We start from the raw sequence: 25652 nt of genomic DNA, 5'->3' as shown, positions 1-25652 counted from the left end.
CGAAAAAATTTGGTAAGGTTTCCAAGGATTGTGCAGTGGGCTGCGTCCAATGCACATGATGCGTATGACAACGAGTGATGAAGACTTGGCCCTTGCGGCGGCAGATGGAGACCGGGAGGCGTTTGGAACGCTTTTGTCCCGTGTCTATGATCGCATGTTTGGCTTGGCGTTCAAGCTATCTGGCAATCGGGCTGAGGCCGAGGATTTGGTGCAGGATGTCTGTGCCGCCTTGCCTGCGAAACTGTCTAATTTTCGCGGTGATGCGCGGGTCACGACATGGTTGTACCGGATAGTCGTGAACGCTGCGCGCGATCGGCATCGGCGTCGATCAACCCATGCCAAAGCCGCAAGTGGTTGGGGAGATTGGGAAGTGTCGCGCCGCGCCGCCGAGGCCGAAGCACAAGAGCGCACCGATTGGTTGCGGCTTGCGATGGATGCGCTCACCCCGCCCGAGCTGCGCGAAACGCTTGTGTTGGTGCTTGAAGGATTAAATCACGCGCAAGTGGCCGAGATTTTGGGTGTCTCCGAAGGCACGATAAGCTGGCGCATGTCCGAGGCAAAGAAGAAGCTAAAAGCGATGAAGGAGGCCGAGCTATGAGTGAATTTGACGATCTCAAACCTGCGCTGGATGCGGCCACGCCCGAGCCGGATGCCACCCGCAAAGCCGAGAATTTTGCGCTCGCCCTAGAAAATTTTGATGATTTACAATTTTCTCGCCAAGGAAATGGAAATGACGCGCGTCTGACCTCTGAAGACCCCCAAACGGGGCTGTTTAGAGGAGTACGAAACATGATTGCCCATTTTTCAACCAAAGGGATTTTGACCGCCTCCACGGCTTTGGCCGCCTTGGGATTGGTGGTGTTTGTGCCGGTGCTGCGGGACAATATGCCAACCGGCTCCGACTTGGTAGTCGCCGAAAGTAAGGCTCGCCCCGACGCGCCATTGATTGAGGTCGAAGAGGCCCCAGCAGCACAATCGGATGGGATTGCTTTGAGTGGAGCTGCCGAAATTGGCATTGTAAGAGACGAGGTCGCTGATACGCAATTTTCCACAGACATGGACGTCACCTTTGCGCCGTCCCCGTCACCGATGGCCAAATCGCGTGTTGCCGCTGGAGCACCGGCGCATTTGGCGAAACCGCTACGCGACATGATCGTTGCGCCCCAAGCCGACACCGAAGCCTTCCCCGAGGCCGAGGACAACCCGCTGAAAGTCACGGCAGAAGACCCGGTGTCGACCTTTTCGATTGATGTCGATACCGCCAGTTGGTCGATCATTCGCAACTCGCTGACCTATGGCACTTTGCCCGCTGAAGGCGCGGTGCGGATCGAGGAGATGGTGAATTACTTTTCCTACGATTACCCGGCGCCAACTGGCGATCAGCCGTTTAAGGCCAGCATTGGCGTGTCCGATACACCGTGGAAAGACGGCACTCAGATCGTTCATATCGGCCTTCAAGGGACGATGCCGGCCGAACGCCCGGCGATGAACCTTGTCTTTCTGATCGACACCTCGGGAAGCATGGATCAACCCAACAAACTGCCACTTTTGAAGCAAAGTTTTCGCCTGATGCTGGGGCAGCTCTCCGAAAACGACAGCGTCTCGATTGTCACCTATGCCGGGAGCGCTGGGCGGGTGTTGGACCCGACCCCGGCCACAGATCGCGACACTATTTTGGCGGCACTGGACAACCTGCACGCCGGTGGCGGCACCGCTGGGCAGGCCGGTTTGCAACAGGCCTATGCCACCGCCAAGGAGATGGCTGAGGAGGGTGAGGTATCGCGTGTGATCCTTGCCACCGATGGTGATTTCAACATCGGCATTCATGATCCTGATGAACTCGAAACCTATATCGCCAAGGAACGCGATAGCGGCACCTACCTCTCGGTTCTGGGCTTTGGGCGCGGCAATTTGGATGATGCAACGATGCAGGCACTGGCCCAAACCGGCAATGGCATGGCGGCCTATATCGATACGTTGGCCGAGGCGCAAAAGGTGCTGGTGGATCAGCTCACCGGGACCTTGGTGCCGATTGCCGATGATGTGAAAATTCAGGTCGAGTTTAACCCGGCTTTGGTCGCCGAATACCGCCTAATTGGCTATGAAACCCGCGCGCTCAACCGCGAAGATTTTAACAATGACAAAGTGGATGCCGGAGAGATTGGCGCGGGCCATCAGGTCACGGCGATCTATGAGATCACGCCGGTCGGGTCCGATGCGCGGCTCACTGATCCGCTGCGCTATGGCACAGCGCCAGAACCAGCAAACAGCAATGAGTTGGGGTTCTTGCGCTTGCGCTACAAAGCGCCGGGCGAGGATAAAAGCCAGCTGATCGAAGCCCCGATTTTGGCCGATACGCCCCCCTTGCCAGATGCTAATTTCGCTCTGGCGATTGCCGGGTTCGGGCAAATCCTACGTGGGTCTGATCTTATTGGTGATTGGTCCTTTGGTGAGGCTATCGCCTTGGCGCAAGGGGCTAAGGGCGCGGACCCCTATGGATATCGCCAAGAGGCGATCACCCTAATGCGCTTGGGCGAGAGTCTGTCGCGTTAACAATTCAACACACGGTTACAAAAGCGTCATCCCCCTGTTACGAATTCCAACGATTGCCGCGTGTGGACCACATGACAGGGGGATCCTATGCCTTTTCGTACGCTTTGCCTGACCAGCACCTTGGCGCTTTGTGCCAACTCTGCGCTGGCGGATATGAATTTCAACCGCATCGCCAGCTTTGCCACACCATTGAACATCGCCGATGCCGACGGACGTGGTGTCGAAACCTCGGCTGAGATCATCGCAGCCACGGCGGATGGCAATACATTGGTGTATACCGATAGCCCGCTTGGCGTTTTGGGTCGCATCGACATCACCGACGCCAGCAACCCCAAGCCGCTTGGCAATATCGCATTGGACGGCGAACCGACATCGGTTGGTATTGCTGGTGGGTTTGCCATCGTGGGCGTAAACACATCACAAAGCTACACCGATCCGTCGGGCTTTTTGGCGTCGATCAACATTGCCGATGGTCTTGAAACCGATCGCTGTGATCTTGGCGGACAACCCGATAGCGTTGCGATTGCCAAGGACGGTTCCTTTGCCGCCGTTGCAATAGAAAACGAGCGTGACGAAGATTTGGGCGATGGGCGTACCGGGCAGTTGCCTGCGGGTTTTCTGGTCACCATTGGTCTGACCGCCGAAGGTGTGTTGGATTGCGATACGCTTAACAAGGTTGAGATGACCGGATTGGCCGAGGTGTCGCCAGAAGACCCAGAACCCGAATTTGTTGATATCAACGAAAACGGTGAAATCATTGTCACCATGCAGGAAAACAACCATTTGGTTGTGGTCTCCAAAGACGGTGAGGTGCTCAATCACTTCTCTGCTGGGGCTGTTGACCTTGATGGGATCGACGCCACGGATGAACGCGGCGCGCTTCTCTTTACCGAAAGCCAAAAGGCTGTGGTGCGTGAACCGGATGCGGTGAAATGGATTGATGGTGATCACTTTGCCACCGCCAACGAGGGCGACATGGACGGCGGTTCGCGCGGCTGGACGATCTTTCACAAAGACGGGTCGGTTGTGTATGAAAGCGGCGTGAGTTTTGAGCACGCTTTGGTTCAGATCGGCCACTACCCCGACAAGCGATCCGATAGCAAAGGTGTTGAACCGGAAAGCATTGAATTCGCCAAATTTGGTGACACGCCTTATGTGTTTGTTGGCTCTGAACGTGGGTCCGCCGTTGGGGTGTATGACGTCACCGATCTGGCCAATCCGGTTCTGAAACAGATTTTGCCATCGGGTGTCGGCCCAGAGGGCTATGTGGCCCTGCCAGAGCGTAATCTGTTGGTGTCTGCCAATGAAAAAGACCTGATCGAAGATGGCGGCCCGCGTGCCCATGTTATGCTGTTCGAATTGCAGGACGCGGCGGCGCAATATCCAACCCTAACCTCAAAAGGGGCCGAAGAGTTGATCGGCTGGGGCGCGATTTCGGGCATGGTCGCCGACGAAAACGGCATGATTTACGCTGTGAATGACAGCTTTTACGGCTTCCAACCGTCGATCTTCAAGATTGATCCAAGCCAGACACCGGCCAAGATTGTTGACGTGATCCGCGTTCACCGCGCCAATGGCGCCCCGGCGCAAAAGCTTGACCTTGAAGGGATCACATTGGACGGCAAAGGTGGTTTCTATCTCGCCTCCGAAGGGCGGACTGATCGCGCCATTCCCCATGCGATCTATCACGTTACGGCTGATGGTCTGATCAAAAGCCACAAGCAGGAAATCGGCCTTCCCGCTGCGTTGATGGCGGTTGAAAAGCGTTTTGGTTTCGAAGGGATCACCAAGGTTGGCGACACCCTGTGGATGGCCGTTCAGCGCGAATGGAAAGACGACCCCAAGAACCATGTCAAGCTTGTGTCCTATAACCTTGAGACCAAGGAATGGGGCGCTGTTCACTATCCCAAGGCCGAGCCTAAAAAGGGTTGGGTTGGTTTGTCAGAGATCGTGGCCCATGGCGATTTTGTCTATGTCATCGAACGTGACAACCAAATCGGTGCAGATGTGGTGACCAAGAAAATCTACCGCATTCCATTGGCCGAGATGGTGCCAGCCAAGCTGGGTGGTGATCTGCCGGTTGTGTCCAAAGAAGAGGTCCGCGATCTTATCCCCGATCTGCAGGCCTTTGGTGGCTATGTCACCGACAAGGTTGAAGGTTTGGCGATCTTGCAGGACGGGACAACCTTTGTCAGCACCGACAATGATGGTGTTGATGATAGCTCCGGCGAGACCTTTTTCTGGTCAATCGGTAAGTTTTAAGTCGATTTAAAAACCTAAAAATGAGGGCCCCGCGAAGGTTTCTTCGTGGGGCGTTTGTTTGGACAGGGCCTAAAAGGTTGTCGCAACGCATTATTTGACTACCCTCCGGTCAACGCGAAGCAGGGGAGAGATGTGATGCGAAGAATGGGTTTGACGATTTTTGCGGTGCTTGCCTTGCCTGCTATGGCGGTTGCCCAAGGGTATAGCGCCCCGGCCACCGGTACAAAATTTGTATATGGCGTCTATGAGGGCGGCGAGGTGCCCATCGTCACCGAAACCATCACAGTGCTGGGATCGGACGAGACGAGCTTTGTCGGCATGGTCGAGCACCATGAATACGGAAGCTACATGGCCCGCTACACCTATGGGGCGACATCCCTGCAATGCGACGGCGGCTACAATCCGTTCCTAGACGGGATCGACGCGATCTGGCCCTTTGCTCCCGGCAAAGCGGCTGAGTCCGGCGCGTTCTTTGTGATCGGCAAAGATGTTGACTACTGGCTGGATGGCAAACCCTACGACACCTGGGCCATCCGCGAATTTACCGAACACGGATCGACATGGGTTACGCGTGTGAGCCCCGATTTGGGGGTTCATGTGGATGACCTAGTTTCCGTCGAAAAAGGCGCGGTTCCCAACGTCGACGTTGCTGCGATCAAGGCCTGTTTGGCTCTCTAATCTTGAAACCGACTTGAGCGGTTGGGAAAAAAACTGAATGGCCCTTTCCGCTCAGGCAAGTCGCCCTATTCTTAGGGCGTTGTTTAAACGCAGAAGGACACTGCTATGAAACGCCGCACATTCCTCAAAACTTTTCCCGCCGCTGCTGCTTTGGCCGCGACCGCCGGGATCATTCCCATTGCCGTTGCTGCCGATGGTCACGGGGCCCAAGTGATTGCCGCCCAGAAATTTAAAGTCGGCGATATGGTCGTCACCGCGATTTCGGACGGTTATTTCAATATGCCCTTGAGCATGTTGCAAGGTGCCGGACCGGATGACATCGCTGCGCTGCTTAGGCAAGGCTATCAAGACCCGGAGAACTTTCGCGCTGCGGTCAATGCCTACCTCGTTCAATCGGGCGGCGAAAACTGGTTGATTGATGCCGGAACGGGTGGGGTTTTTGGACCCTCCCTAGGCGATGTGGCCGAGGTGTTGGCCGCGCTGGGCGTTATGCCGGGCGATGTCTCAAAGCTCATCGTGACCCATATGCATGGCGATCACGTCGGCGGCGCGATCAAGGATGGCGCGGCGATGTATCCCAACGCGGAACTGGTCGTGACCAAGGCCGATGTGGACTTCTGGACCTCCAAAGACATCCAAGCCCAAGCACCCGAGCAATTCCGTGGTGGCTTTGATTTGGCCATGGGCGTGATTGCCGCCTATCAAGATCGGGTGCGGATCGTCGAAGGCGAAGCCGATCTGGCCCCCGGTCTGGTTGGACGTCCCATGCCCGGTCACACGGTTGGCCACCAAGGTGTGATGCTTGAATCCGGTGGTGATAGCCTTTTGATTTGGGGTGATGTGGTTCATGTGGCCCCGGTTCAGATGGCACGCCCTGAGGTAACCATCGGGTTTGATACCGATCAGGAACTGGCGGCTAAAACACGGGCAGATGCCTTTGCGTCCGTTGTGCAAAGCGGTCAGAAAATCGCCGGAATGCACATGCCGTTTCCCGGTGTTGGTTTCGTTGAAAAGGCGGGAGACGGGTTCCGCTTTGTACCGGCCTCATGGGACTACATGTGAGTGTAGACTAGCAATTGGCGCGGCCCCGACTGGATGTTCGGGGCCGTGCTTTCCCCGTGGTTTCACCTTGTCCGTTCCCCGGCGCTTCGCTATTCCCAGAGAAACTCTGCCGAATAGGGGAGAAAACGCCAAGGGGGTGGTGACGACATGATGCGAGTGATCCGGTTCTGTGCTGCGGTGATGATGACGCTGTCCTTGATGGCCTGCGAAGGTGGACTCCCGGATTCCAAACCGGATTCCGAAGCCAAACCGGCTTCAAATGGCTTCCTGTCTGGCCTTTTGGGGGGATCTAACGACAAAACACCCGGTGCGACTAGCAAATCCAAGCCGCCTTTGGCGCGGGTCTCGCTGGCGGGGGGCGACGTAGAGGTCGCGGGCCATGATGGCTATTGCATCGACCCCGTGACCAAACAAAGTTCGCAAGAGCGCGGGTTTGCGTTGATTGCGTCATGCCACATTCTGTCGGACGGCAAAGTTGGCGCAGCGGTTGAACCTTTGTTGATCACGGTCACGGTCGGCCCCAAGGGCAAAGTTTCTGACCTGCCGACACCACAACAATTGGCGGTGACTGCGGGCGCGCCCTTGTTGGGCGGCGAAACCGGCGACGGGTTTGTTGTTGCCAACCTTGATGGTGGTGGTGATGCGCAATTGCAGGGCGGCGACAAAAAGCATTGGCGCGGGGCGTTTTTGCAAGGGGATCGCCTTGTCGGTCTTGCGCTTTATGCCCCCAAAGGAAGCCCCTATGCCGGAGTCAAAGGGGGCGGTGCATTGCGCAAACTCCATTCAAAAATCGCATCCCTAAGCCCGAGTGGAAGCTCTGCGGAGCCTGAGACCACCCAACCCGCCAAAAAACCGCAGGAAGAAACGCTTTTGGGGCGTTTATTCAAGCGTTAAGATTTGCAATACTACTGTTGGGCCAAATGCGTTGGCCTATCGAAATGGTCGTGGGCGGTTTCAGGCGACAGATTTGCGGGGGCAAAACATGAGTGGGGAAAAGCAGGGCTGGCTGGATCGTTCGTTGGAACAGGGCGCGCTGCGCCGCTGGTCGCGGGCATCGCGGGCCGCTGACAAAACCGACCTAGCCGAGCTGCGCAGTCAACGCGCACGCGCACGCAAGCTTAAACAGCATCTCGATCAGCTCATTCACGTCGCTGAATCACGTCTTGCGCTTCCCTATATCGGGAATCAGTCTTTCCCACGGCCCGCCGATGCCGATTGGGCGTGGCGACCTGAGCTGTGGTGCGGCCCACTGCCGGTGCCGGGCCTTTCGTCAGTCCAAACAAAGTCGATGCTGGGCAGCGAGGTCACGCTGTTTCATGACTGCCAGCATTCCGAACTCACCCTGCGCCAAATCCGCAATATGCGCGAAGAGGATTTGGCCGCCTTTGGGTTGCGCATGGACGTCTTCCGGTTCGACGGCTCGTATCTGTCGCTAGCCGTCGATGTCCCCGAAGAGGCGAGCCGGGGTTTGCTACGCAAGCATTTGATCCGCATCGAAACCATTGTCGAAATGGAAAAGCCGCTGGAAATCTTTGCCCGACTTAATATCAAACACGGCCCCAACACCGAACAGATCGTGCGCGAACTGCCGTTGAACGAAGAAGACATCGTTGTGGAATTTGATCTGGCCTATACCAAGCTCAACGAAAAGCGGGTCGAGAAAATGTGGCTCGATCTGATCTTTGAAGGGCCACAAATGAATCAGGTGATCCTGCGGGATTTGACCTTTAGCCGCCGCAAGCGGGCGGAACTGTGACAGGAGCATCGACGCTATGAGTGCCTTTTCCCTCACCAAAACCCGCTTTCGCGAAGGCCTTTGGGAAGGTCTTTTGACCGCTATTGAAAAAGACGCAGCCCAGCCGGAAATCGCCGTAACCCTGCGCGACCTGCCTGTGCGTGGCGTCACGATGAGCGAAACCAATGAGCCGGGGCGCTGGGTTATCCAAATTCCGGTGCCGATCGAAGCGGTGAGCGAAGGCGTGCAAACGTTTTTGATCACCGATGCCAATGCTGATGTGGTTTTGGATAGCTTCACCCTGATTGCCGGTGAGGTTCTTGGTGATGACATTCGCGCCGAGGTCGAGCTTCTGCGCGCCGAATTGGACATGCTCAAACGGGCGTTTCGCCGTCATTGCCTTGAGACAACCTAGAGCGGTTGTTTGTTTGTTCGCGCGGTCGCCCGAGGCGGCTTGACCTGCGCTAACAATCGGATCACCTTGCACACATCCCCTGCAAGGAGCCACCATGTCCCCGTTTCGCGGCATTGCGTTAAAGCTATGCTCTGTTTTTTTGTTCACTATTATGGCGTCCTTGATCAAGGCGACAGCCGATCTTGTGCCGCCCGGTGAGGCGGTGTTTTTCCGAAGCTTTTTTGCCATGCCAATCATTGTTGGTTGGCTCGCCTTGCGGGGCGATTTGAAAACCGGGTTCAAGGTCAATCGCCCCATCGGGCATTTCTGGCGCGGGGCGATTGGGGTGACGGCTATGGGGTTCGGTTTCGCGTCATTGGGGTTCCTACCTTTGCCCGAAGTGACCGCAATTGGGTATGCAGCACCTATGTTGACGGTGATTTTCGCCGCAATTTTATTGGGTGAACGCCTGCGAATGTTTCGAATGGCGGCTGTTGTCTTAGGCTTGGTTGGGGTTGTGGTGGTGATGTGGCCGCGTCTGTCCGTCGATGAAATCGACGATGTGGCCTTATTGGGGATGATCTGTATTTTGATCTCGGCGGTTTTGCGCGCCTTGGTTCAGATTCATATCCGCAAACTCGTTGCGACCGAAGAAACATCCGCCATCGTGTTCTATTTCTCGCTTACGGCAACCTTGTTTTCGCTGCTTTCACTGCCCTTTGGGTGGACTTGGCCGGGAATGCCGGCGGTTGTGATGTTGATTGTGTCCGGCCTTGTTGGCGGCATTGCGCAAATCTTCCTGACGGCGTCATACAAACATGCCGAGGCGGCGCTTTTGGCTCCGTTTGACTATGCGTCCATCCTGTTTGCCATTCTGTTTGGATATGTCTTCTTTGACGAAGTGCCGACACAGATGGTTTTAGCGGGTTCGGCAATTGTGATGGCGGCCGGTGGTTTGATCATCTGGCGCGAACGCCAGTTGGGATTGAAACGTGGCAAGGCCCGGCCGGGTTTGACTCCCCAAGGTTAAAGGTCAAACAATTCGGAAATGGCGTAGGCCGGGGCCAAGAGATATCGCCGATACCGCCCAAGTGGTACGCGACTTGGTGGTCGGGACAACACCTTGGGGAGCGGTTGGTTGTTGATCATATGTTGGGCCAATAGATGTCCGCAATAGCTGCTCATTGCGACGCCGTTGCCGTGATAGCCCATGGCGGCAAAAAGACCGGGATGATCAGGCACCGGCCCAACAAACGGCACAAGGTCGGACATAAGCGAGACCAGCCCGGACCATTCATGGGTGATGTCGATATGGGCCCAAGCGGGGAACATCTTGTTGAAATCACGCCGGATTTTCCGGTTTATCTTGGCTTGAGCGGCTGGCGTGGCCCGCAACCCACCTCGCATTCCAAACAAAAACCGGCCATCTGGAAGCAGCCTGAAATAGTGCAAAAGCTGTCGTGAATCATAGACCATCTGAGACGACCACCAGCCTGCTGCTTGTTGTTCGTCTCGGCTTAGGGGGCGGGTGAGGATGATGCTGGATTGGACCGGAAGGTAGCGTGCGCCAATCCAATCGGGCAGATCATCGGATGAATAGCCATTGGTGGCCAACACAATACGTTTGGCGGTGATGGTGTGGGGGCCGGAAGTTAGGGTCCAACCGGTGTCGGACGGGCAAAGCGCCGTGATCGGGGATTGGCCAAACAACTGCACCCCGGCGCCTTGGGCCAGTTGCGCCAAGCCGTTGTGGTATTTCTGTGGGTTCAGGGCAAAACCGAGCGGGGTTGTCATTGCCCCATACCATGGGCCGCCCAACCCAGATTGAGCAAGGTCGTTCTTGGGAATGAGAGTCGGCGACAGGCCGTAATGGGTTTCGATCTCGGCTGCCTCGGACTGCATCGCCCGCCATGCCCGCGCCGAATGGGCAACGCAGGTTTCGCCCTGAGAATGCGTATCGGCGTCGATGGAATGATCGGTAAGCAAGGATTGAACGTGATGGATGGATGCGATTTGTGCCTTGTGCCAGTCGTCGGTTGCGGCATCGCCAAACCGTTTGCGCATGTGTTTTTGTGGGAGCATGGAACCGCCCAAGCAACAAAACCCACCGTTGCGCCCGGACGCCCCCCAAGCGGGGGACATGGCCTCAAAAACTGCTGTGTTTAGCCCTGATTGCGCCAATCCCAACGCGGCATTCAACCCGGTAAACCCGCCTCCGATGATCGCGACGTCGACGTTGAGATTCGTGTTCAAAACCTGCCAGTCTTGCGCAGGCATCGTGGTTTCCCAGAACCGTCCGCTGTGTTCGGCATAGGCCGCGGGTTCGTAGAGGCGTTTCATGTGCTACGATCTGCGGCGCGTTCTTCGCGGGCTTGTTTGATTGCCGAGCGCTTGGAGATGAGCGACGTGGTGATCACACCGATAGTGACAATGCCAATCATGATGGTGGAGAGCGCGTTGATTTCGGGGCTCACACCGAGACGCACAGCAGAGAACACCTTGATCGGTAGGGTCGTGGCACCGGGGCCGGTGGTAAAGGAGGCAATGACCAGATCGTCGAGCGACAGGGTAAAGGCCAGCAACCAACCCGAGATCACCGCCGGTGCGATGATGGGGAGGGTGACGAGGCGGAAAGCCTCGAACGGTGAACACCCAAGATCAAGCGCCGCTTCTTCCAATGATCTATCAAAGCTTATCAAACGCGAGCTGACAACGACCGAGACGTAACACATAGCAAAGGTCGTATGGGCTAAGATGACGGTCAAAACCCCGCGATCAAGGCCGATGCCAATGAACAGAAGCAAAAGCGACAGGCCGGTGATGACTTCTGGCATGACCAAAGGCGCGTAAATCATGCCTGAGAACAATGTGCGGCCATGAAAGCGTCCGCCTCGGACAAGGACATAGGCGGCCATCGTGCCCAAAACCGTAGCAATGGAAGACGCAAAGAAAGCGACTTTGATGGTGACCCAAGCCGCTTGCAAAAAGTCCTCGTTTTGCAAAAGCTCGCCGTACCATTTGGTCGAAAAACCCGCCCAGACAGTGACCAGTCGTGAGGAGTTGAAGCTGTAGACGACCAAAATGATCATCGGCAGATAGAGGAAGGCAAAGCCAAGTGTCAGCGACGTGACGTTGAACCAGGAAAACCGTCTCATTGCTCCGACTCCTGCTGCTTTTGCTGGTTCAGCTGGAACAGGACAATCGGAACGATCAAGATCAACAACAAGATCACCGCGACAGCACTTGCCACCGGCCAATCGCGGTTGGAGAAGAACTCTTCGTAGAGCACCTTGCCGATCATCAACGTGTCTGACCCGCCGAGAAGCGAGGGAATGACAAATTCGCCCAATGCGGGAATAAAGACGAGGAAACAGCCTGCAAAAACACCCGCACGCGACATGGGAAAGGTCACGAGCCAGAAGGCTTGGAGGCGGGAACAGCCAAGGTCTTTGGCGGCTTCGAGCAAGGAATCATCCATCTTTTCCAATGCCGAATAGATCGGGAGCACCATGAAGGGCAGGTAGGTGTAGACGATGCCGATATAAACGGCCGTGTTGGTGTTGAGAATGGTCAACGGTTCAGAAATGATCCCCAGCGACATCAGAAGTTGGTTTAGCAATCCCTCGGTGCTTAGGATGCCTTTCCACGCATAAACGCGGATCAAGAAGCTGGTCCAGAATGGCAAAATGATCAGCATTAGAAGGGTCGGACGCCATTCGGGGGCCGCTCGCGCCATGCCATAGGCAATCGGATAGCCGACCAAAAGGGTTAGTACCGTTGAGATGAGCGCAATTTTGAGTGAGCTGAGATAGGCCTGATAATAAAGGACATCTTCGCCTAGGAAAATGTAGTTTTCCCAATCCAGCTCGGCAAAAAACTCTTTTAGGCCTAACCAACCTTCGGACAACTCAAGCTGAGGGAAGTAGGGCGGTCGGGCAATCGCCGCGTCCGACAGTGAGATTTTGAAGACGATGAGAAAGGGCACCAGAAACAGCGCCAAAAGCCAAAGGTAGGGAACCGCAATAAGGACAGCCCGCCGCATATTACGCCCCCCTCGCGGCACGTGGTGCCCAAATTCCTTGCAAGGAATTTGCAAATTTCGTGCACGAAATTTGGGTGGTGGCCAGAGAGCCATATACTACAATCAGCGGGCTCATGTGTCCTTCTCCAGCACAATACCCGCTGTGGCCGTGAAGCTAAGCCAAACGTGATCTTCCCAGGTGATATCCCGGCGCGAGACACGGCGCGTATTGGCGATCTGGGCTTTGACCATCGTGCCGGTTTCCAACTGCACATAGTAGGTCGAGATGTTGCCGAGATAAGCGATGTCGATCACCTTGCCGCGCAGTACATTGGCGGCTTCGGGTTCTTCGGTCGAAATGCTGAGTTTCTCAGGCCGAAGAGCGAGAACAACCTTTGCTCCAACAAGCGATGGGTCTGCGTTGCTTGCGATAAGGGGTTTGTCGTTGTCCGACCAAGCTATCTCTATACCACCATCCGGAATGTCGGACGGTTTTAGTACTGGCACCTTAGGCGCGGTCGTTTCGGAAACCAGCGTGGTTGCGATGGGTTTTTGTGCCGCTGCCCTTTTGCCCAAAACCGGTTCTAGTAGTTTATCGTGAAGCCATTCGCCACGCGCATTCGGTTGTGGTTTGCGACCTGTGGATTGCTCCGGCTCGAAGGAAACCTCCGATTCAACAAGGGGGGGGGGTGCGGGTTGCGTGGTTGTGTTTGAGGTTTTTCGCGCCTTGGCCGTTCCCTCGATCAGGTTCACATCCCCAATGAAATCAGCCACATAAACCGAGTTTGGGGCCTCGTATATCACATCCGGCGTCGCGACTTGAACAATCTTGCCGTGATCCATCACCGCCACGCGGCTTGCCACGGTCATGGCTTCTTCTTGATCGTGGGTCACGATGACAAAGGTGGTTCCGGTGCTTTCCTGAATGTCCATCAATTCAAACTGCGTTTCTTGACGCAGTTTCTTGTCCAACGCCCCGAGGGGTTCATCCAAAAGCAATAATTTCGGTGCTTTCGCCAAAGATCGGGCAAGCGCCACACGTTGCCGTTGACCTCCAGAAATCTGATGTGGTTTGCGGCCTGAAAACTTTTCAAGTCGCGTCAGGCGTAGCATTTCGTCGACGCGGGCCGCGATCTTGTCTTTGGCCATGCCTTCACGTTTCAGGCCAAACGCGATGTTTTCCCAGACCGAAATATGTGGGAACAACGCGTAGCTTTGAAACATCATGTTCACAGCGCGCTTGTTCGGCGGTACCGCCCCAATGTCTTGTCCCGCCAAAAGAATTTTGCCCGAGGTCGGTGTTTCGAACCCGCCCAGCATGCGCATCATTGTGGTTTTGCCACAGCCCGACGGACCAAGAAGCGCGAAGAATTCTTTCGCGTAGATTTTCTGAGACAGGTTGTCGATTGCGGTGAAGTCGCCAAAACGCTTGGTCACATTCACAAATTCGATCAGGGGCTTTTCCTCGGGATTGTCCCAAGGGGCAAAAACAGTCTGCGCCATATGATTTCCCGGCAATATGGCCCGCCCCCAAACCGGGAGCGGGCTTGTCATGTCAAAGGCTTAGACGCCCGATTTAACGCGTGTCCAAAGACGGGTGACCGTCCGCTGAACTTTGGCTGGGTAGGGATCCTTGATATAGGTGGTTTCAAGGGCTTCGGGCGATGGATAAACTGCGGGGTCATCAATCAGTGCCGGGTCAAGATGCTCTTGCGCGGCTTTGTTCCCGTTGGCGTAAAACACATAGTTCGACGCAGCAGCCATGTTTTGGGCATCCAAAATGAAGTTCAGGAACTTGTGCGCACCTTCGGCGTTAGGCGCATCCTCTGGAATGGCCATCATGTCAAACCACATCAACGCACCTTCTTTGGGGGCGTTATAGGCGATTTCGACACCGTTTTTGGCCTCTTCCGCGCGGCCACGGGCCTGAAGCACATCCCCGGACCAGCCCACAGCAACGCAGATGTCACCATTGGCCAAAGCGTTGATATATTCGCTCGAGTGGAATTTCTGAATATGCGGACGCACAGATTCCATCAGCTCGGCGGCTTTTTCAAGATCGGCTTTTTCGTGGGTGTTGGGATCAATACCCAGATAGGTCAGAGCCGCTGGGAAAAGCTCATCCGGAGCATCGAGGAAATGTACGCCGCAAGACGCGAGTTTTTCCATATTTGCCGGGTCAAACACCAAGGCCAAGCTGTCGATTGGCGCGTCATCACCTAAGACTTCTTTGACTTTTGTGGTATTCACACCAAGGCCGGTTGTGCCCCACATGTAGTTGATCGAATAGGTGTTGTCGGGGTCAAACCGCGCGGTGCGGTCTTGGATAACGTCCCATAGGTTGCCGTAGTTGCCGAGCTTGGATTTGTCCAAGGGTTGGAACACGCCCGCCTGAATTTGACGCTGCATAAAGCTTCCGGTGGGAACGACGACGTCATATCCGGATCCACCGGCCAGCATTTTGGTTTCCAGCAACTCGTTGCTATCAAACACATCATAGATAAGGGTTAGGCCGGTCTCTTCTTCGAATTTCTTCAGTAGAGCTTCGTCGATATAGTCGGACCAGTTGTAAACCCGAACCTCGTCGGCGCTGGCCATTCCGGCGACCAGTGCCAAGGCGGCGGTCAAGGTGGTGAGTGTCTTGGTCATCTCATTCTCCCGTTGGTCGCGGGGTCGTTGCGCGCCCCGTCTCTGAATATTTTGATCATAAGTTGCGTTACAAAGCAACTTCGGCGATGCTTCCACGCAGAAATGACCGGCGCAAGGGGTGTCGAAGGGTAAATCGTCTAGGGGGACGGCAAGTGATGAATTCCGAGGCAGGCAAGGTGGAAACCGCAGGAATTCCGGCGCATGAAAAAGTGTATCGCGATTTGCGGGATGCGATTTTGTTCGGCGAATTTAAACCTGGGGAACCTCTGACTATTCAAGGGCTTGTCGCCAAACTTGAGGCTGGTATGACCCCGGTCCGTGAGGCGCTTCGCCGCCTAACGGCCGAGGGCGCACTCCAAGCGTTAGGCAACCGGCGCATCATGGTGCCAGTGCTTGATTTGCCCGCAGTTTCAGAGCTGACCGAAGCGCGTCTCGCACTTGAGCCAATCTTGGCGAAACGGGCTGTATTGCGCGTTTCGGACGAAGAAATTTCGGAGTTGGCCACCATTGATGCGCGGTTGGACAAGGCAATTGAACGGGGAGACGTGCCGCTTTACCTCAAAGAGAATCACACATTTCATGGGGCATTGAACTCCATTGCCGATGCCCCGATCTTGACCTCTATGGTTGATGGATTGTGGCTTCGATTTGGGCCATCATTGCGGATTGTTTGCGGGCAATTTGGCACCCGAAACCTTCCTGATCGCCACAAAGAGCTTTTGACCGCGTTGCAAGCCAAGGATGCCGAGGCAACAGCGCAGGCCATGCGCGAGGATGTGGTGCAGGGGATGGACCTGATCCGACAGTCTATTCTGCCGGATCAGGACTAGGATGTTGGATCACTCGTGACACAAAAAGGGTGCGTAGGGACTGACGAAGGGACGAATTCCACACGCCCGGTTACGAATTACGCGACACATATCCAGCGTCCCAATGACTAGCCCATGGCGGATTTGAACCAGCCAAGGCGTTGAAAAATAACCTGATCAAGCAGCAAGGCAATGATCAGAGACGCCCCCATGAGCGGCAGCAGGATCATCAAGGCAACGACCAAAATGGCCATGCCAAACCCAAAGGCAGGTTCCGGCGCGGCAGGAACGCCAAGCGACCCTGCGGGTTTGCGTTTCCACCACGCAACCATGCCTGAAATGGCCAGAACAAAGGCCAAAACAGCGGCGAGCACGTTTTGCGCAAGGTTGACCCAGCCATAAAGCTCGCCCTGATGGAACGACACACCCAGCGCAACGGCCTGAGCGATTGCGGGATTATCGGTGAAATCCACACGAGCAAGCACCGCGCCACTATATTGATCAATCACCAACTCGGTCTGCTCATAGCGGTCGCGGCTTGCCGATCTGATCCAATAGGCCCCGGAGTCGCCTTTGGGCGGGCGCATTTCATAAGGGGCGGCAAGGCCTTCGGACTTGGCGGCGGCAAAAATCGCATCATAGGTTCGCGTTTCACCGCTAGACGCCGTTGATTTCGGTGCCCCACCGCCAAAGCGGAGGCTTTTGCTTTGTTGATCGGTTTGTTCTTGAACAAACGACAGGCCGCCGCCCCAAACATCCGTCCATGGCAGGCCGGAAATCAGCAAGGGGATCACAAGGATTGCGGCTAAAAAACCAGTGAACATATGGGTTTCCCGCCACCAGGGTCGCCCCTTGCCCGATGGCAAAGACACGGCTTTGGCAAGGCTACGCTGCCCTCGTGGCCACCACAGATAAAGGCCAGTGATGAACATGACGATGGCCCAATGCGCGGCCAGTTCGACGAACTTTGTGCCGGTGCTTCCCAATAGCAATTCGCCATGGAATTTCTTGAGCATCCGCATCGCGGTTTCGTCGCGCGGGGTGATGGCCAAAACCTCGGCAGTATAGGGGTTTACCCAAGCGTAGCTGCGGGTGTTGTTGGCATCGTTAAACTCGATCAATGTCGTGCGGCCCGGCGTGTCTTCGATTGTTACGCCGCGCAGTCGCTTTATGCCTACGGCCTCGGTGACGGCGGCGACTTGGGTTTCATAGGGCAATGTGTCGCCGGTCGCTTCGACGTTGAGGCGGCTTGCATAAATCACCTCTTCGATTTGGGGTTTGAAGAGGTAAATCCCGCCGGTGATCGCCAACATGATCATAAAGGGAAGGACATAGAGCGAGGCGAGGAAGTGCCACTTCCACACCAGTCGATAAAAGGCTCCGCCAGTGGTCGCACGCGACTCGGGCAAAGCCGATACGGTTGCATCGGTCATCAGGTATTCCTGTCATTTTAAGGGGTTGGTTGAGGTGAGAGTTAGCTCAACCGGGGCGGGGCCCGTGACAGGCGAAGTTGGTTCAGACGATCCTGATCCGCTTCGGGGTGCAACAAAACTGGGGGGTGAATGGTGTCCGGAGCCGCCAAAGCCACCCAATCGGGCGTCGGCGTTTCCATCGTTTCGACGACGTCACCCAAGGTGCAATGCGGTGTGGCGATGACATCGGTTTCAATCGGGGTGCCGTCCGGTCCAAGGGTCAACGTGGTGATTTCGTAACCGGTACAAATAACCACGGTCTGCACGCCCGGTAGCACCTCGGCCAAAACGGCGGACATGCGCGGCAGCAAAAGACCAATAGCCACCGCCACAACCAAAGCACAGCGCAAAACGGCGCTGAGGCAATGGCGGAGGTCTGATGACGAGTTTGGCACTGGTTAATCCTTGGTTGCGGGCTGAATACCCGTTGTAGGAGAATTCGCAAAGCAATAGTTCCGGTGATCGCTGAGATTGACAGTTTGGAATTTGATCATATTCTGGTCGCGACCCGTATCAGAGGCCCGATTCATGACCATTTTGTCCACCAACACCCCGACCGAAGAATTGCGCCGCATTGACGCCGCCCACCATATGCACCCGTTCACCAACAACGCCGAGTTGGGTGAAAAAGGCGCGCGCGTTGTGACGCGGGCCGAGGGATGTTGGCTTACGGATAGCGATGGCAACCGCATTTTGGACGCGATGGCCGGGCTTTGGTGTGTGAATATCGGTTATGGTCGCGATGAACTTGCCGCCGCCGCCGCGCGCCAAATGCAGGAACTGCCCTATTACAACACCTTCTTTCAAACCAGCCATGTGCCGGCGATTGCGCTGGCGGCCAAACTGGCCGAGTTGGCCCCGGGTGACTTGAATCTCGTCTTTTTTGCCGGGTCCGGATCAGAGGCAAATGATACAAATTTGCGCATGGTTCGTACATATTGGCAGGCCAAAGGGCAGCCGGAGCGGACCGTGATTATCGGGCGCTGGAATGGCTATCACGGTTCGACCGTCGGCGCGATGAGCCTTGGCGGGATGAAAGGGATGCACGCTCAGGGCGGCGTTTTGGACGGGATCGAACATATTGATGAACCCAACTGGTGGGCCGAAGGGGGCGATCTTAGCCCCGAAGAATTCGGTCTTGAACGGGCGCGTCAGCTTGAGGAAAAGATTCTTGAGATTGGGCCGGACAAGGTTGGGGCCTTTATCGCCGAACCGGTGCAAGGGGCGGGTGGCGTTATTGTTGCTCCTGATAGCTATTGGCCCGAAGTGCAGAGGATCGTTGAGAAATACGGAATCTTGTTGATTGCGGACGAGGTGATTTGCGGGTTTGGCCGGACCGGGAATTGGTTTGCGTCTCAAACCTTGGGCCTGCGTCCGCACATCATGACAATCGCCAAAGGCCTAAGCTCAGGCTACCAACCGATTGGTGGCTCGCTTGTCTGTGACGAGGTCGCCGAGGTGATCGCCAGCGTCGAATTCAACCACGGCTACACCTATTCCGGGCATCCCGTGGCCTGTGCCGTGGCCTTGGAAAACCTTCGCTTGTTGGAAGAGGACAAGGTGATTGAGCAGGTTCGGGACGATACCGGCCCGTATCTAAAGGAAAAATTTGAGACCTTGCTTGACCATCCGCTGGTGGGTGAGGCCAAGATTGTTGGCATGATGGGGTCGGTTGCCTTGACCCCGAACAAAGACAATCGCGCGTCTTTTGCCGCAGAGGCCGGGACCGTTGGATTTATCTGTCGGGAGCGTTGCTTTGATAACAATCTCATCATGCGCCACGTCGGAGACAGGATGATCATTTCGCCGCCCTTGGTGATTTCGCGCGAAGAGATCGACATTCTTATCGACCGCGCCCGTTTGAGCCTTGATGAAACCTTGGCAATTCTACAGCAGAAAGGGTTGATGGTTGAGGGTTAAACAACCTCGGCTTGACGCAGGGCCTCTTTGCATTGTTGCACCATGAACTCAGTGAAAACCTGCACCTTCGGGTCGCGATGGCGGCGTGAAGGTGACAGGCAGGCCAACCGCACAGGATAAGGCGGAGTCGCTGTGGCGACGGGGATTAAATTCCCATTGGCCAGAAGATGGGCGATTTCAAAACGCGGCTTCAGGATGATGCCGCTGCTTGCAATGGCCCAATCCGTCAACACATCTCCGTCGTCGCTCTCAAGTGGGCCAGAAATGTCGTAACGCTTTGGTCCGTCAGGGGTTTCCAAGGTCCACTGAAACTCCTGAGCGCCAGGAAACCGGAGGTTCAAACAGGCGTGTTGATCGCGGATCAGGGCCTCTCCATCCGCAGGGAGCCCATATTCTTCAACATAGCTTGGGGAGGCGACCAACAGGCGTTCGCAGTCGGCAATACCGCGCACTTTTAGGTCGCTGTCAGCCAAGGGGCCGAGATGAAAGGCGAGGTCGAGCCCTTCGGCGGTCACGTCAACGACCCGATCCGATAGACGGAGGCGAATGTCAATTTCTGGAAACTGCTGTTGAAATTGAGGGATAGCGGGGGCGATCACCCGCCGTCCAAGCCCCAAGGGGGCCGCGACAAACAGGGTGCCACGGGGGTTTTGCGACGCCTCCATCACCGTGCCCTCGGCCTCGGAAATTGATTCCAGAATATTGCGTGCCCCATCATAGAACAACCGCCCGTGCTCGGTGGCATGAAGGGCGCGCGTGGTCCGATTGAAAAGTCGCACGCCCAGATGGCGCTCCAACTCGGCAATGCGAGACGAGGCAACCGCCGGCGACGTGCGTTGATCGCGCGCGGCGGCGGACATGTTGCCCAATTCATAGACACGCACGAACATTTTTATGTTGTCGATATAGGCCATGGTCGATTTAGGGCTGCTTTTTCTGGACAGAATTGAAAGTGTGTTGTGATTATATGGATAAACTTGAAACGTCGATCCGTATAGCCTTGGGTTCAAAAGGGAGAACCGCGATGTATGATTTGGCTGCAATGGGTGCCTGGGCAGAGTTTGCTGTGCGGTGGCTGCATGTCATCACAGCGATGGCTTGGATCGGTTCTTCTTTTTATTTCATTGCTTTGGATCTCGGCTTGCACCGTGACCGCAATCTGGCCACTGGCGCGGATGGCGAAGAATGGCAGGTGCATGGTGGTGGGTTTTACCACATCCAAAAATATTTGGTTGCCCCGGATCAAATGCCAGCGGACTTGGTTTGGTTCAAATGGGAGAGTTACACGACTTGGCTCTCGGGCTTTGCTTTGCTGGCCTTGGTCTACTATCTCGGCGCGGAATTCTATTTGATAGACCCCGCTGTCATGGAACTTAGCGCCTGGCAGGCGATCGCGATTTCCCTTGCGTCTTTGGCGTTTGGCTGGCTGGCCTATAACGGGTTGTGCAACCTGTTTGTGAACGCAAATCAAACCGCCCTGATGGTTGCGCTTTATGTGGTGTTGGTCGCAATGGCGATATTCTACACCAGCGTGTTTTCCGGCCGTGCAGCTTTGCTTCACCTTGGTGCGTTCACGGCCACGGTGATGAGCGCAAATGTCTTTATGATCATCATTCCCAACCAGAAAATCGTTGTTGCGGATTTGATTGCCGGGCGCACCCCTGATCCGAAATACGGCAAGATTGCCAAGCAACGATCTACGCATAATAACTATCTGACGTTACCGGTTATTTTCATGATGCTGTCAAACCACTATCCGTTGTCCTTTGGCACGGAATACACGTGGTTGATCGCCTGTTTGGTCTTCTTGATGGGCGTCACAATCCGGCATTTCTTTAACTCGATGCATTCCCGCAAAGGGACGCCATGGTGGACATGGGCGGCAACGGCGATCTTGTTCATTTTGGTGATGGCCTTGTCGACCGCGCCGATGTGGCGGGACGCCCCCGAAGAAGCCTCGGGCCCTGCGTTGCGATTTGCGCAAGCGGAAGGGTTTGAGGATGTTCAGGACATTGTTATGGGGCGGTGCTCCATGTGCCACGCAGAAGAGCCGAATTGGGACGGTCTGCTATGGGCCCCAAAGGGCATTCGTTTAGACACCGAAGCCCACATCGCCACAAATGCCCGCGCAATTTACATGCATGCCGGGCTTAGCCGGGCGATGCCGCCGGCCAATTTATCATGGATGGAAGAAGAGGAGCGGGCCGCAATCCGGGATTGGTATGCGGCGGCAACAGGCGGTTAAGGTTTGCGGACGGGCGAAAAGGGGCGGAACCATGTCTTGGCAAAGGCCGCGCCGTAGATATTTGAGATAGCTTCGTAGGTGATCAAGTTAACTGGCATGTGGATGCTCCTGCTTGTGCACTGCTCGTTACAAATCTTACAAAAACAACGTTAAGGAAATTATCTTTGATCTGATATGCGACCTTCGGACTGTCATTCCCCCACAAGAGCCATTTGATAGAGTGCGCGTTTTGTTCTTTCTGCGTTCCAGAATCGCAATGGGTCTGCTAAATTTAGTGGCATGAACACCCAAGCCCCCAATATGCGCCCCGTTATCCGCCAGCTGGACGATGCAGCTATTAACCGTATCGCCGCCGGTGAGGTGGTTGAGCGCCCGGCTTCGGCGGTCAAAGAGCTGGTGGAAAATGCTATTGATGCAGGCGCGCGTCGGGTCGAGATTGAAGTCGCTGATGGCGGAAAAACCCTAATCCGCATTAGCGATGACGGCTGTGGGATGACAGGTGATGAGCTGCCGCTGGCCCTGTCGCGCCACGCGACGTCCAAAATCGACGGCTCGGATTTGTTAAACATCCACTCCTTTGGATTTCGCGGGGAAGCATTGCCAAGCCTTGGCGCGGTTGGACGTTTGACCATTCAAAGCCGGGCTCATGGCTTTGACGCCGTTGAGCTAAGTGTTGAGGGTGGTCAGATGTCCGCCGTCAAACCCTGTGCGCTCAATGGTGGAACGATAGTCACCCTTCGGGATTTGTTTTTCGCCACGCCCGCGCGGTTGAAATTCCTGCGCAGCGACCGTTCGGAAACCATGGCGATCACCGATGTGATCAAACGCTTGTCGATGGCGGAACCCTCGGTTGGGTTTACGTTGCGCGACGTGTCGGGGGGCAAAGACCGTGTGACCTTTCGGGTTGAGGCCGAAAACGGCGATCTATTTGATGCGCTGCGGGGGCGTTTGGGCCGCGTCATGGGAACAGAATTCACCGAAAATGCCCTTGCCATTGATGCCGAGCGCGAAGGATTTCGCCTAACCGGATATGCGGCCTTGCCGACCTATTCGCGCGGAACGGCGGTGGCGCAGCATTTGTTTGTCAACGGGCGCCCGGTTCGCGACAAAACGCTAATTGGGGCGTTGCGCGGGGCCTATCACGACTTTCTGTCGCGTGATCGCCACCCGGCTGTTGCGCTTTTTGTCGATTGTGACCCGCACAAGGTTGACGTCAACGTGCACCCGGCGAAATCCGAAGTCCGGTTTCGCGATCCCGGTATTGTGCGGGGCCTGATCGTTTCTAGCCTGCGACACGCCTTGGCCGAAGCGGGGCACCGGGCGTCGACGACTGTGGCGGACATGACATTGGGGGCGATGCGGCCCGAAGTGACAGAGCCGCGGGTGTATCAAATGGATCGCCCGTCCTTGGGCGCACGCACCGCCGCCTATCAGGCGCAGGCCCCGCAACCGGTGAACCCGGGCTTTTCGGATTTGGCGCAAAGCTATTCGGCCCGTGTGGTTGATCCGGTTGATGCTGATCCTCAAGCTATCCAAAACGACGAGGGTCTGCCGCTAGGGGCCGCGCGAGGGCAGGTGCATGAAAACTATATCATCGCCCAGACCGAAACCGGGATGGTAATCGTTGATCAACACGCTGCGCATGAGCGGCTGGTCTATGAAAAGCTCAAAAACCAGATGGCAGAAAACGGCGTGGCGGCTCAGGCTTTGCTCATCCCCGAAGTTGTTGATCTGTCACCTGATGATCAGGCGCAGATATTGGCGGTTGCTGATGATCTGGCCCAAATGGGGCTTAGGATCGAACCTTTTGGTGGTGATGCGATCGCGGTGCGTGAAACTCCGGCGATTTTGGGTGAGGTCAACGCCAAGGCGCTGATCCTTGATATTTTGGATGAGTTGTCCGACGTCGGGCAAAGTCAGCTTGTCCGCGAAAAGATCGAAGCGATCTTAAGCCGCGTGGCCTGTCATGGGTCGATCCGGTCGGGCCGTCGGATGCGCGCCGAAGAGATGAACGCGCTTTTGCGCGAAATGGAAGCCACGCCGCATTCCGGCCAATGCAACCATGGTCGCCCTACGTATGTTGAGCTCAAGCTGAGCGATATCGAAAGGTTGTTTGGACGCACATGATCCAACTTGGTGAGCAGACGTATTCGTTGCAGGACCCTCTGGTTCTAATGGTTGTGGCAGCAGGGGTTGCCTTGCTGTTGATGCTGATCCTGCTGATGTCTAGCCTGCGTCGTGCGGGCCAAACGGCGCACACGGCGGAAATGCTGGCGCATGCATTGACCGACATGTCGACGCGTGTTGAACATCTGGCCAATGGTCAGGGGCAGTTGGAGGGGAGTTTGAATTCCGTCGCGCATCAACAAACCCAAGCGGCAACGCAAGTGACTGTTTTGATGGAACAACGTCTTGGAGAGGTGCAGCTCAGGTTGCACGAGGACCTGTCCAAAGTTCAGCGGAACACCGGCGAAAACCTTGCGCATATGACGCAGTCTTTGTCTGACAATATGGCCGCACAGCAGCTCAAACTGTCTGAAACGCTGGGCCAAAATCAAATGCGGTTGCAAGAGAATATGGCCGATCTTCAGATGAAGACGGCGCGTTCTTTGACCGATATGCAAGAAAAGATGGGTGTCGCGCTAACTGGTAGTGCCAAAAACACCGCGACGTCTTTGTCGGCGCTTCAGGAACGTTTGCAAACCATCGACAAAGCGCAGGAAAATATCACCAAGCTGTCCGGGGATGTTTTGACGCTTCAAGATATCTTGTCGAACAAACAGACACGCGGTGCCTTTGGGGAAATTCAGCTGACGGATATCGTGTCCAAGGCGCTTCCCAAGGATAGCTATACGCTGCAAGCGACACTATCAAATGGCAAGCGGGCCGACTGTTTGATCCATTTACCCAATCCTCCCGGCCCGATTGTGGTGGATGCGAAATTCCCGCTCGAGGGGTATGAGGCCTTGCGCAATGCAACGACGGACAGTCAGGTGGTCGAAGCGGCGCGGATGTTAAAGACGTCGGTGCGCAAACACATCAAAGATATCTCCGAGAAATACATCCTTGATGGCGAAACTGCGGACGGGGCGTTGTTGTTCCTGCCGTCCGAAGCGGTCTATGCCGAATTGCACGCAAACTTCCCCGATTTGGTCCGCGAGGGATTCGCCGCACGCGTTTGGATTGTGTCACCAACGACATGTATGGCGACTCTGCACACGATGCGGGCGATTCTCAAAGATGCACGCATGCGCGAACAGGCTGGGGCCATTCGCAAAGAACTTGGGCTGTTGTCAGGGGATGTTGAGCGCTTGGGAACGCGTGTTGGCAACCTTGATCGGCATTTCGGTCAGGCGGCTAAGGATATCGAAGACATCAAAATCAGTTCCGACAAGGCCGGTAAACGTGCGCGTCGGTTGGATAATTTTGATTTTGAAGAGTTGGCAAAAGACGAACCAAGCAATGTTGTGACATTGCCTGAAAAATCCTGACTTAGAAATGATCTAAAGTTTAACGTTAAACTATTGCTATGCGCGTGGCGCATGGATGTTATGCGCCTGCATATCTGCCGTAACGTCGCTTGACCTGTTAGATCACAATCCCAACGCGATTGCAGAAGGTGCTCGCATTGGGTAACCTTCCTGTATTCGCGGCAATACGCCAATTGATTTAATGTTAAATCAATTAGACGCGCCAGCGGCGCATATGAGGGAGAGGACATATGACAGATCATTCCCAAGACATTGATCCGGTCGAATCCCAGGAATGGCAGGAGGCGGTCGAAGACGTCATCCAGCGTGACGGCGCAGATCGTGCCCATTTCCTGTTGGATAAGGCTGTACAGCAGGCCCG

At 55.6% G+C, this 25652-nt stretch carries 23 protein-coding genes; 15 read left to right on the top strand and 8 right to left on the bottom strand.

The window, feature by feature from the left end:
- Window positions 1-55: 55 nt before the first annotated feature.
- The 9 genes from AC5EFR_RS03195 to AC5EFR_RS03155 all read left to right on the top strand — a co-directional run bounded on the left by AC5EFR_RS03195 (window position 56) and on the right by AC5EFR_RS03155 (window position 9714).
- Window positions 56-598, top strand: a complete 543-nt coding sequence (locus tag AC5EFR_RS03195; protein WP_493574519.1) for an RNA polymerase sigma factor — start codon at window positions 56-58, stop codon at window positions 596-598.
- The gene (locus AC5EFR_RS03190; RefSeq protein ID WP_493574518.1) at window positions 595-2553 is read left to right on the top strand and encodes a vWA domain-containing protein; all 1959 of its coding nucleotides are present in this window, start codon (window positions 595-597) and stop codon (window positions 2551-2553) included. Before AC5EFR_RS03195 ends, AC5EFR_RS03190 begins: the two co-directional genes overlap by 4 nt.
- Before the next feature lie 87 nt (window positions 2554-2640).
- Window positions 2641-4815, top strand: coding sequence for an esterase-like activity of phytase family protein (locus AC5EFR_RS03185; RefSeq protein ID WP_493574517.1), 2175 nt, complete (start codon window positions 2641-2643; stop codon window positions 4813-4815).
- A gap of 135 nt (window positions 4816-4950) precedes the next feature.
- Window positions 4951-5493 (top strand): hypothetical protein, encoded by a 543-nt coding sequence (locus AC5EFR_RS03180; protein WP_493574516.1) that lies wholly within the window; start codon window positions 4951-4953, stop codon window positions 5491-5493.
- Between the two features lie 105 nt (window positions 5494-5598).
- On the top strand, window positions 5599-6555 hold the full coding sequence (locus AC5EFR_RS03175; RefSeq protein ID WP_493574515.1) for an MBL fold metallo-hydrolase: 957 nt from the start codon (window positions 5599-5601) through the stop codon (window positions 6553-6555).
- Window positions 6556-6702: 147 nt separating this feature from the next.
- Window positions 6703-7449: a dihydroxy-acid dehydratase gene (locus tag AC5EFR_RS03170; RefSeq protein WP_493574514.1), complete on the top strand. Its 747-nt coding sequence runs from the start codon at window positions 6703-6705 to the stop codon at window positions 7447-7449.
- Window positions 7450-7537: 88 nt separating this feature from the next.
- Window positions 7538-8311, top strand: coding sequence for a DUF6478 family protein (locus AC5EFR_RS03165; RefSeq protein WP_493574513.1), 774 nt, complete (start codon window positions 7538-7540; stop codon window positions 8309-8311).
- A 16-nt stretch (window positions 8312-8327) separates the two neighbouring features.
- A complete protein-coding gene (locus tag AC5EFR_RS03160; RefSeq protein WP_493574512.1) occupies window positions 8328-8705 on the top strand; it encodes a hypothetical protein in 378 nt (125 codons plus the stop codon).
- 94 nt (window positions 8706-8799) lie between these two features.
- Complete coding sequence (locus AC5EFR_RS03155) at window positions 8800-9714, top strand: DMT family transporter (RefSeq protein ID WP_493574511.1); 915 nt, start codon at window positions 8800-8802, stop codon at window positions 9712-9714.
- On the opposite strand, the gene AC5EFR_RS03150 is transcribed toward AC5EFR_RS03155, so the two are convergent.
- The 5 genes from AC5EFR_RS03150 to AC5EFR_RS03130 form a co-directional block, all read right to left on the bottom strand.
- Window positions 9711-11024, bottom strand: a complete 1314-nt coding sequence (locus AC5EFR_RS03150) for an NAD(P)/FAD-dependent oxidoreductase (RefSeq protein WP_493574510.1) — start codon at window positions 11022-11024, stop codon at window positions 9711-9713. The two genes, AC5EFR_RS03155 and AC5EFR_RS03150, sit on opposite strands and share 4 nt — an antisense overlap.
- A complete protein-coding gene (locus AC5EFR_RS03145; RefSeq protein ID WP_493574509.1) occupies window positions 11021-11839 on the bottom strand; it encodes an ABC transporter permease in 819 nt (272 codons plus the stop codon). The genes AC5EFR_RS03150 and AC5EFR_RS03145 overlap by 4 nt, the downstream gene beginning before the upstream one ends.
- A complete protein-coding gene (locus tag AC5EFR_RS03140) occupies window positions 11836-12726 on the bottom strand; it encodes an ABC transporter permease subunit (protein WP_493574508.1) in 891 nt (296 codons plus the stop codon). The genes AC5EFR_RS03145 and AC5EFR_RS03140 overlap by 4 nt, the downstream gene beginning before the upstream one ends.
- Before the next feature lie 111 nt (window positions 12727-12837).
- Complete coding sequence (locus AC5EFR_RS03135) at window positions 12838-14208, bottom strand: ABC transporter ATP-binding protein (protein WP_493574604.1); 1371 nt, start codon at window positions 14206-14208, stop codon at window positions 12838-12840.
- A gap of 60 nt (window positions 14209-14268) precedes the next feature.
- The gene (locus AC5EFR_RS03130; protein WP_493574507.1) at window positions 14269-15354 is read right to left on the bottom strand and encodes a polyamine ABC transporter substrate-binding protein; all 1086 of its coding nucleotides are present in this window, start codon (window positions 15352-15354) and stop codon (window positions 14269-14271) included.
- 155 nt (window positions 15355-15509) lie between these two features.
- Here AC5EFR_RS03130 and AC5EFR_RS03125 point away from each other — a divergent pair, with 155 nt between their 5' ends.
- Window positions 15510-16184 carry a GntR family transcriptional regulator gene (locus AC5EFR_RS03125; protein ID WP_493574506.1) on the top strand — a complete coding sequence of 225 codons (675 nt, stop codon included), beginning with the start codon at window positions 15510-15512 and terminating at the stop codon, window positions 16182-16184.
- Between the two features lie 107 nt (window positions 16185-16291).
- Here the strand turns inward: AC5EFR_RS03125 and AC5EFR_RS03120 are convergent, their stop codons facing one another.
- Together AC5EFR_RS03120 and AC5EFR_RS03115 are read right to left on the bottom strand one after the other, a co-directional pair.
- Window positions 16292-17596, bottom strand: coding sequence for a PepSY-associated TM helix domain-containing protein (locus tag AC5EFR_RS03120; RefSeq protein ID WP_493574505.1), 1305 nt, complete (start codon window positions 17594-17596; stop codon window positions 16292-16294).
- Between the two features lie 41 nt (window positions 17597-17637).
- Entirely contained in the window at window positions 17638-18030 is a 393-nt protein-coding gene (locus AC5EFR_RS03115) for a hypothetical protein (RefSeq protein ID WP_493574504.1), read from the bottom strand.
- Window positions 18031-18163: 133 nt separating this feature from the next.
- Here AC5EFR_RS03115 and AC5EFR_RS03110 point away from each other — a divergent pair, with 133 nt between their 5' ends.
- Entirely contained in the window at window positions 18164-19555 is a 1392-nt protein-coding gene (locus tag AC5EFR_RS03110; RefSeq protein ID WP_493574503.1) for an aspartate aminotransferase family protein, read from the top strand.
- Here AC5EFR_RS03110 and AC5EFR_RS03105 read toward each other — a convergent pair.
- Window positions 19552-20469: a LysR family transcriptional regulator gene (locus AC5EFR_RS03105; RefSeq protein ID WP_493574502.1), complete on the bottom strand. Its 918-nt coding sequence runs from the start codon at window positions 20467-20469 to the stop codon at window positions 19552-19554. The two genes, AC5EFR_RS03110 and AC5EFR_RS03105, sit on opposite strands and share 4 nt — an antisense overlap.
- Window positions 20470-20579: 110 nt before the next feature.
- Here AC5EFR_RS03105 and AC5EFR_RS03100 point away from each other — a divergent pair, with 110 nt between their 5' ends.
- From AC5EFR_RS03100 to AC5EFR_RS03085, 4 genes are all read left to right on the top strand, one after another.
- Window positions 20580-21800, top strand: a complete 1221-nt coding sequence (locus AC5EFR_RS03100) for a urate hydroxylase PuuD (protein ID WP_493574501.1) — start codon at window positions 20580-20582, stop codon at window positions 21798-21800.
- Window positions 21801-22079: 279 nt separating this feature from the next.
- Window positions 22080-23927, top strand: coding sequence for a DNA mismatch repair endonuclease MutL (gene mutL, locus AC5EFR_RS03095; protein ID WP_493574500.1), 1848 nt, complete (start codon window positions 22080-22082; stop codon window positions 23925-23927).
- Window positions 23924-25291: a DNA recombination protein RmuC gene (locus tag AC5EFR_RS03090; protein WP_493574499.1), complete on the top strand. Its 1368-nt coding sequence runs from the start codon at window positions 23924-23926 to the stop codon at window positions 25289-25291. The genes mutL and AC5EFR_RS03090 overlap by 4 nt, the downstream gene beginning before the upstream one ends.
- Window positions 25292-25521: 230 nt before the next feature.
- Window positions 25522-25652, top strand: a 131-nt coding sequence (locus tag AC5EFR_RS03085) for a hypothetical protein (protein WP_493574603.1), incomplete at its 3' end; no start/stop codon positions are given.

This window comes from Pelagimonas sp. (genome assembly GCF_058892305.1).
This window is presented reverse-complemented; position numbering and strand designations above follow the sequence as displayed.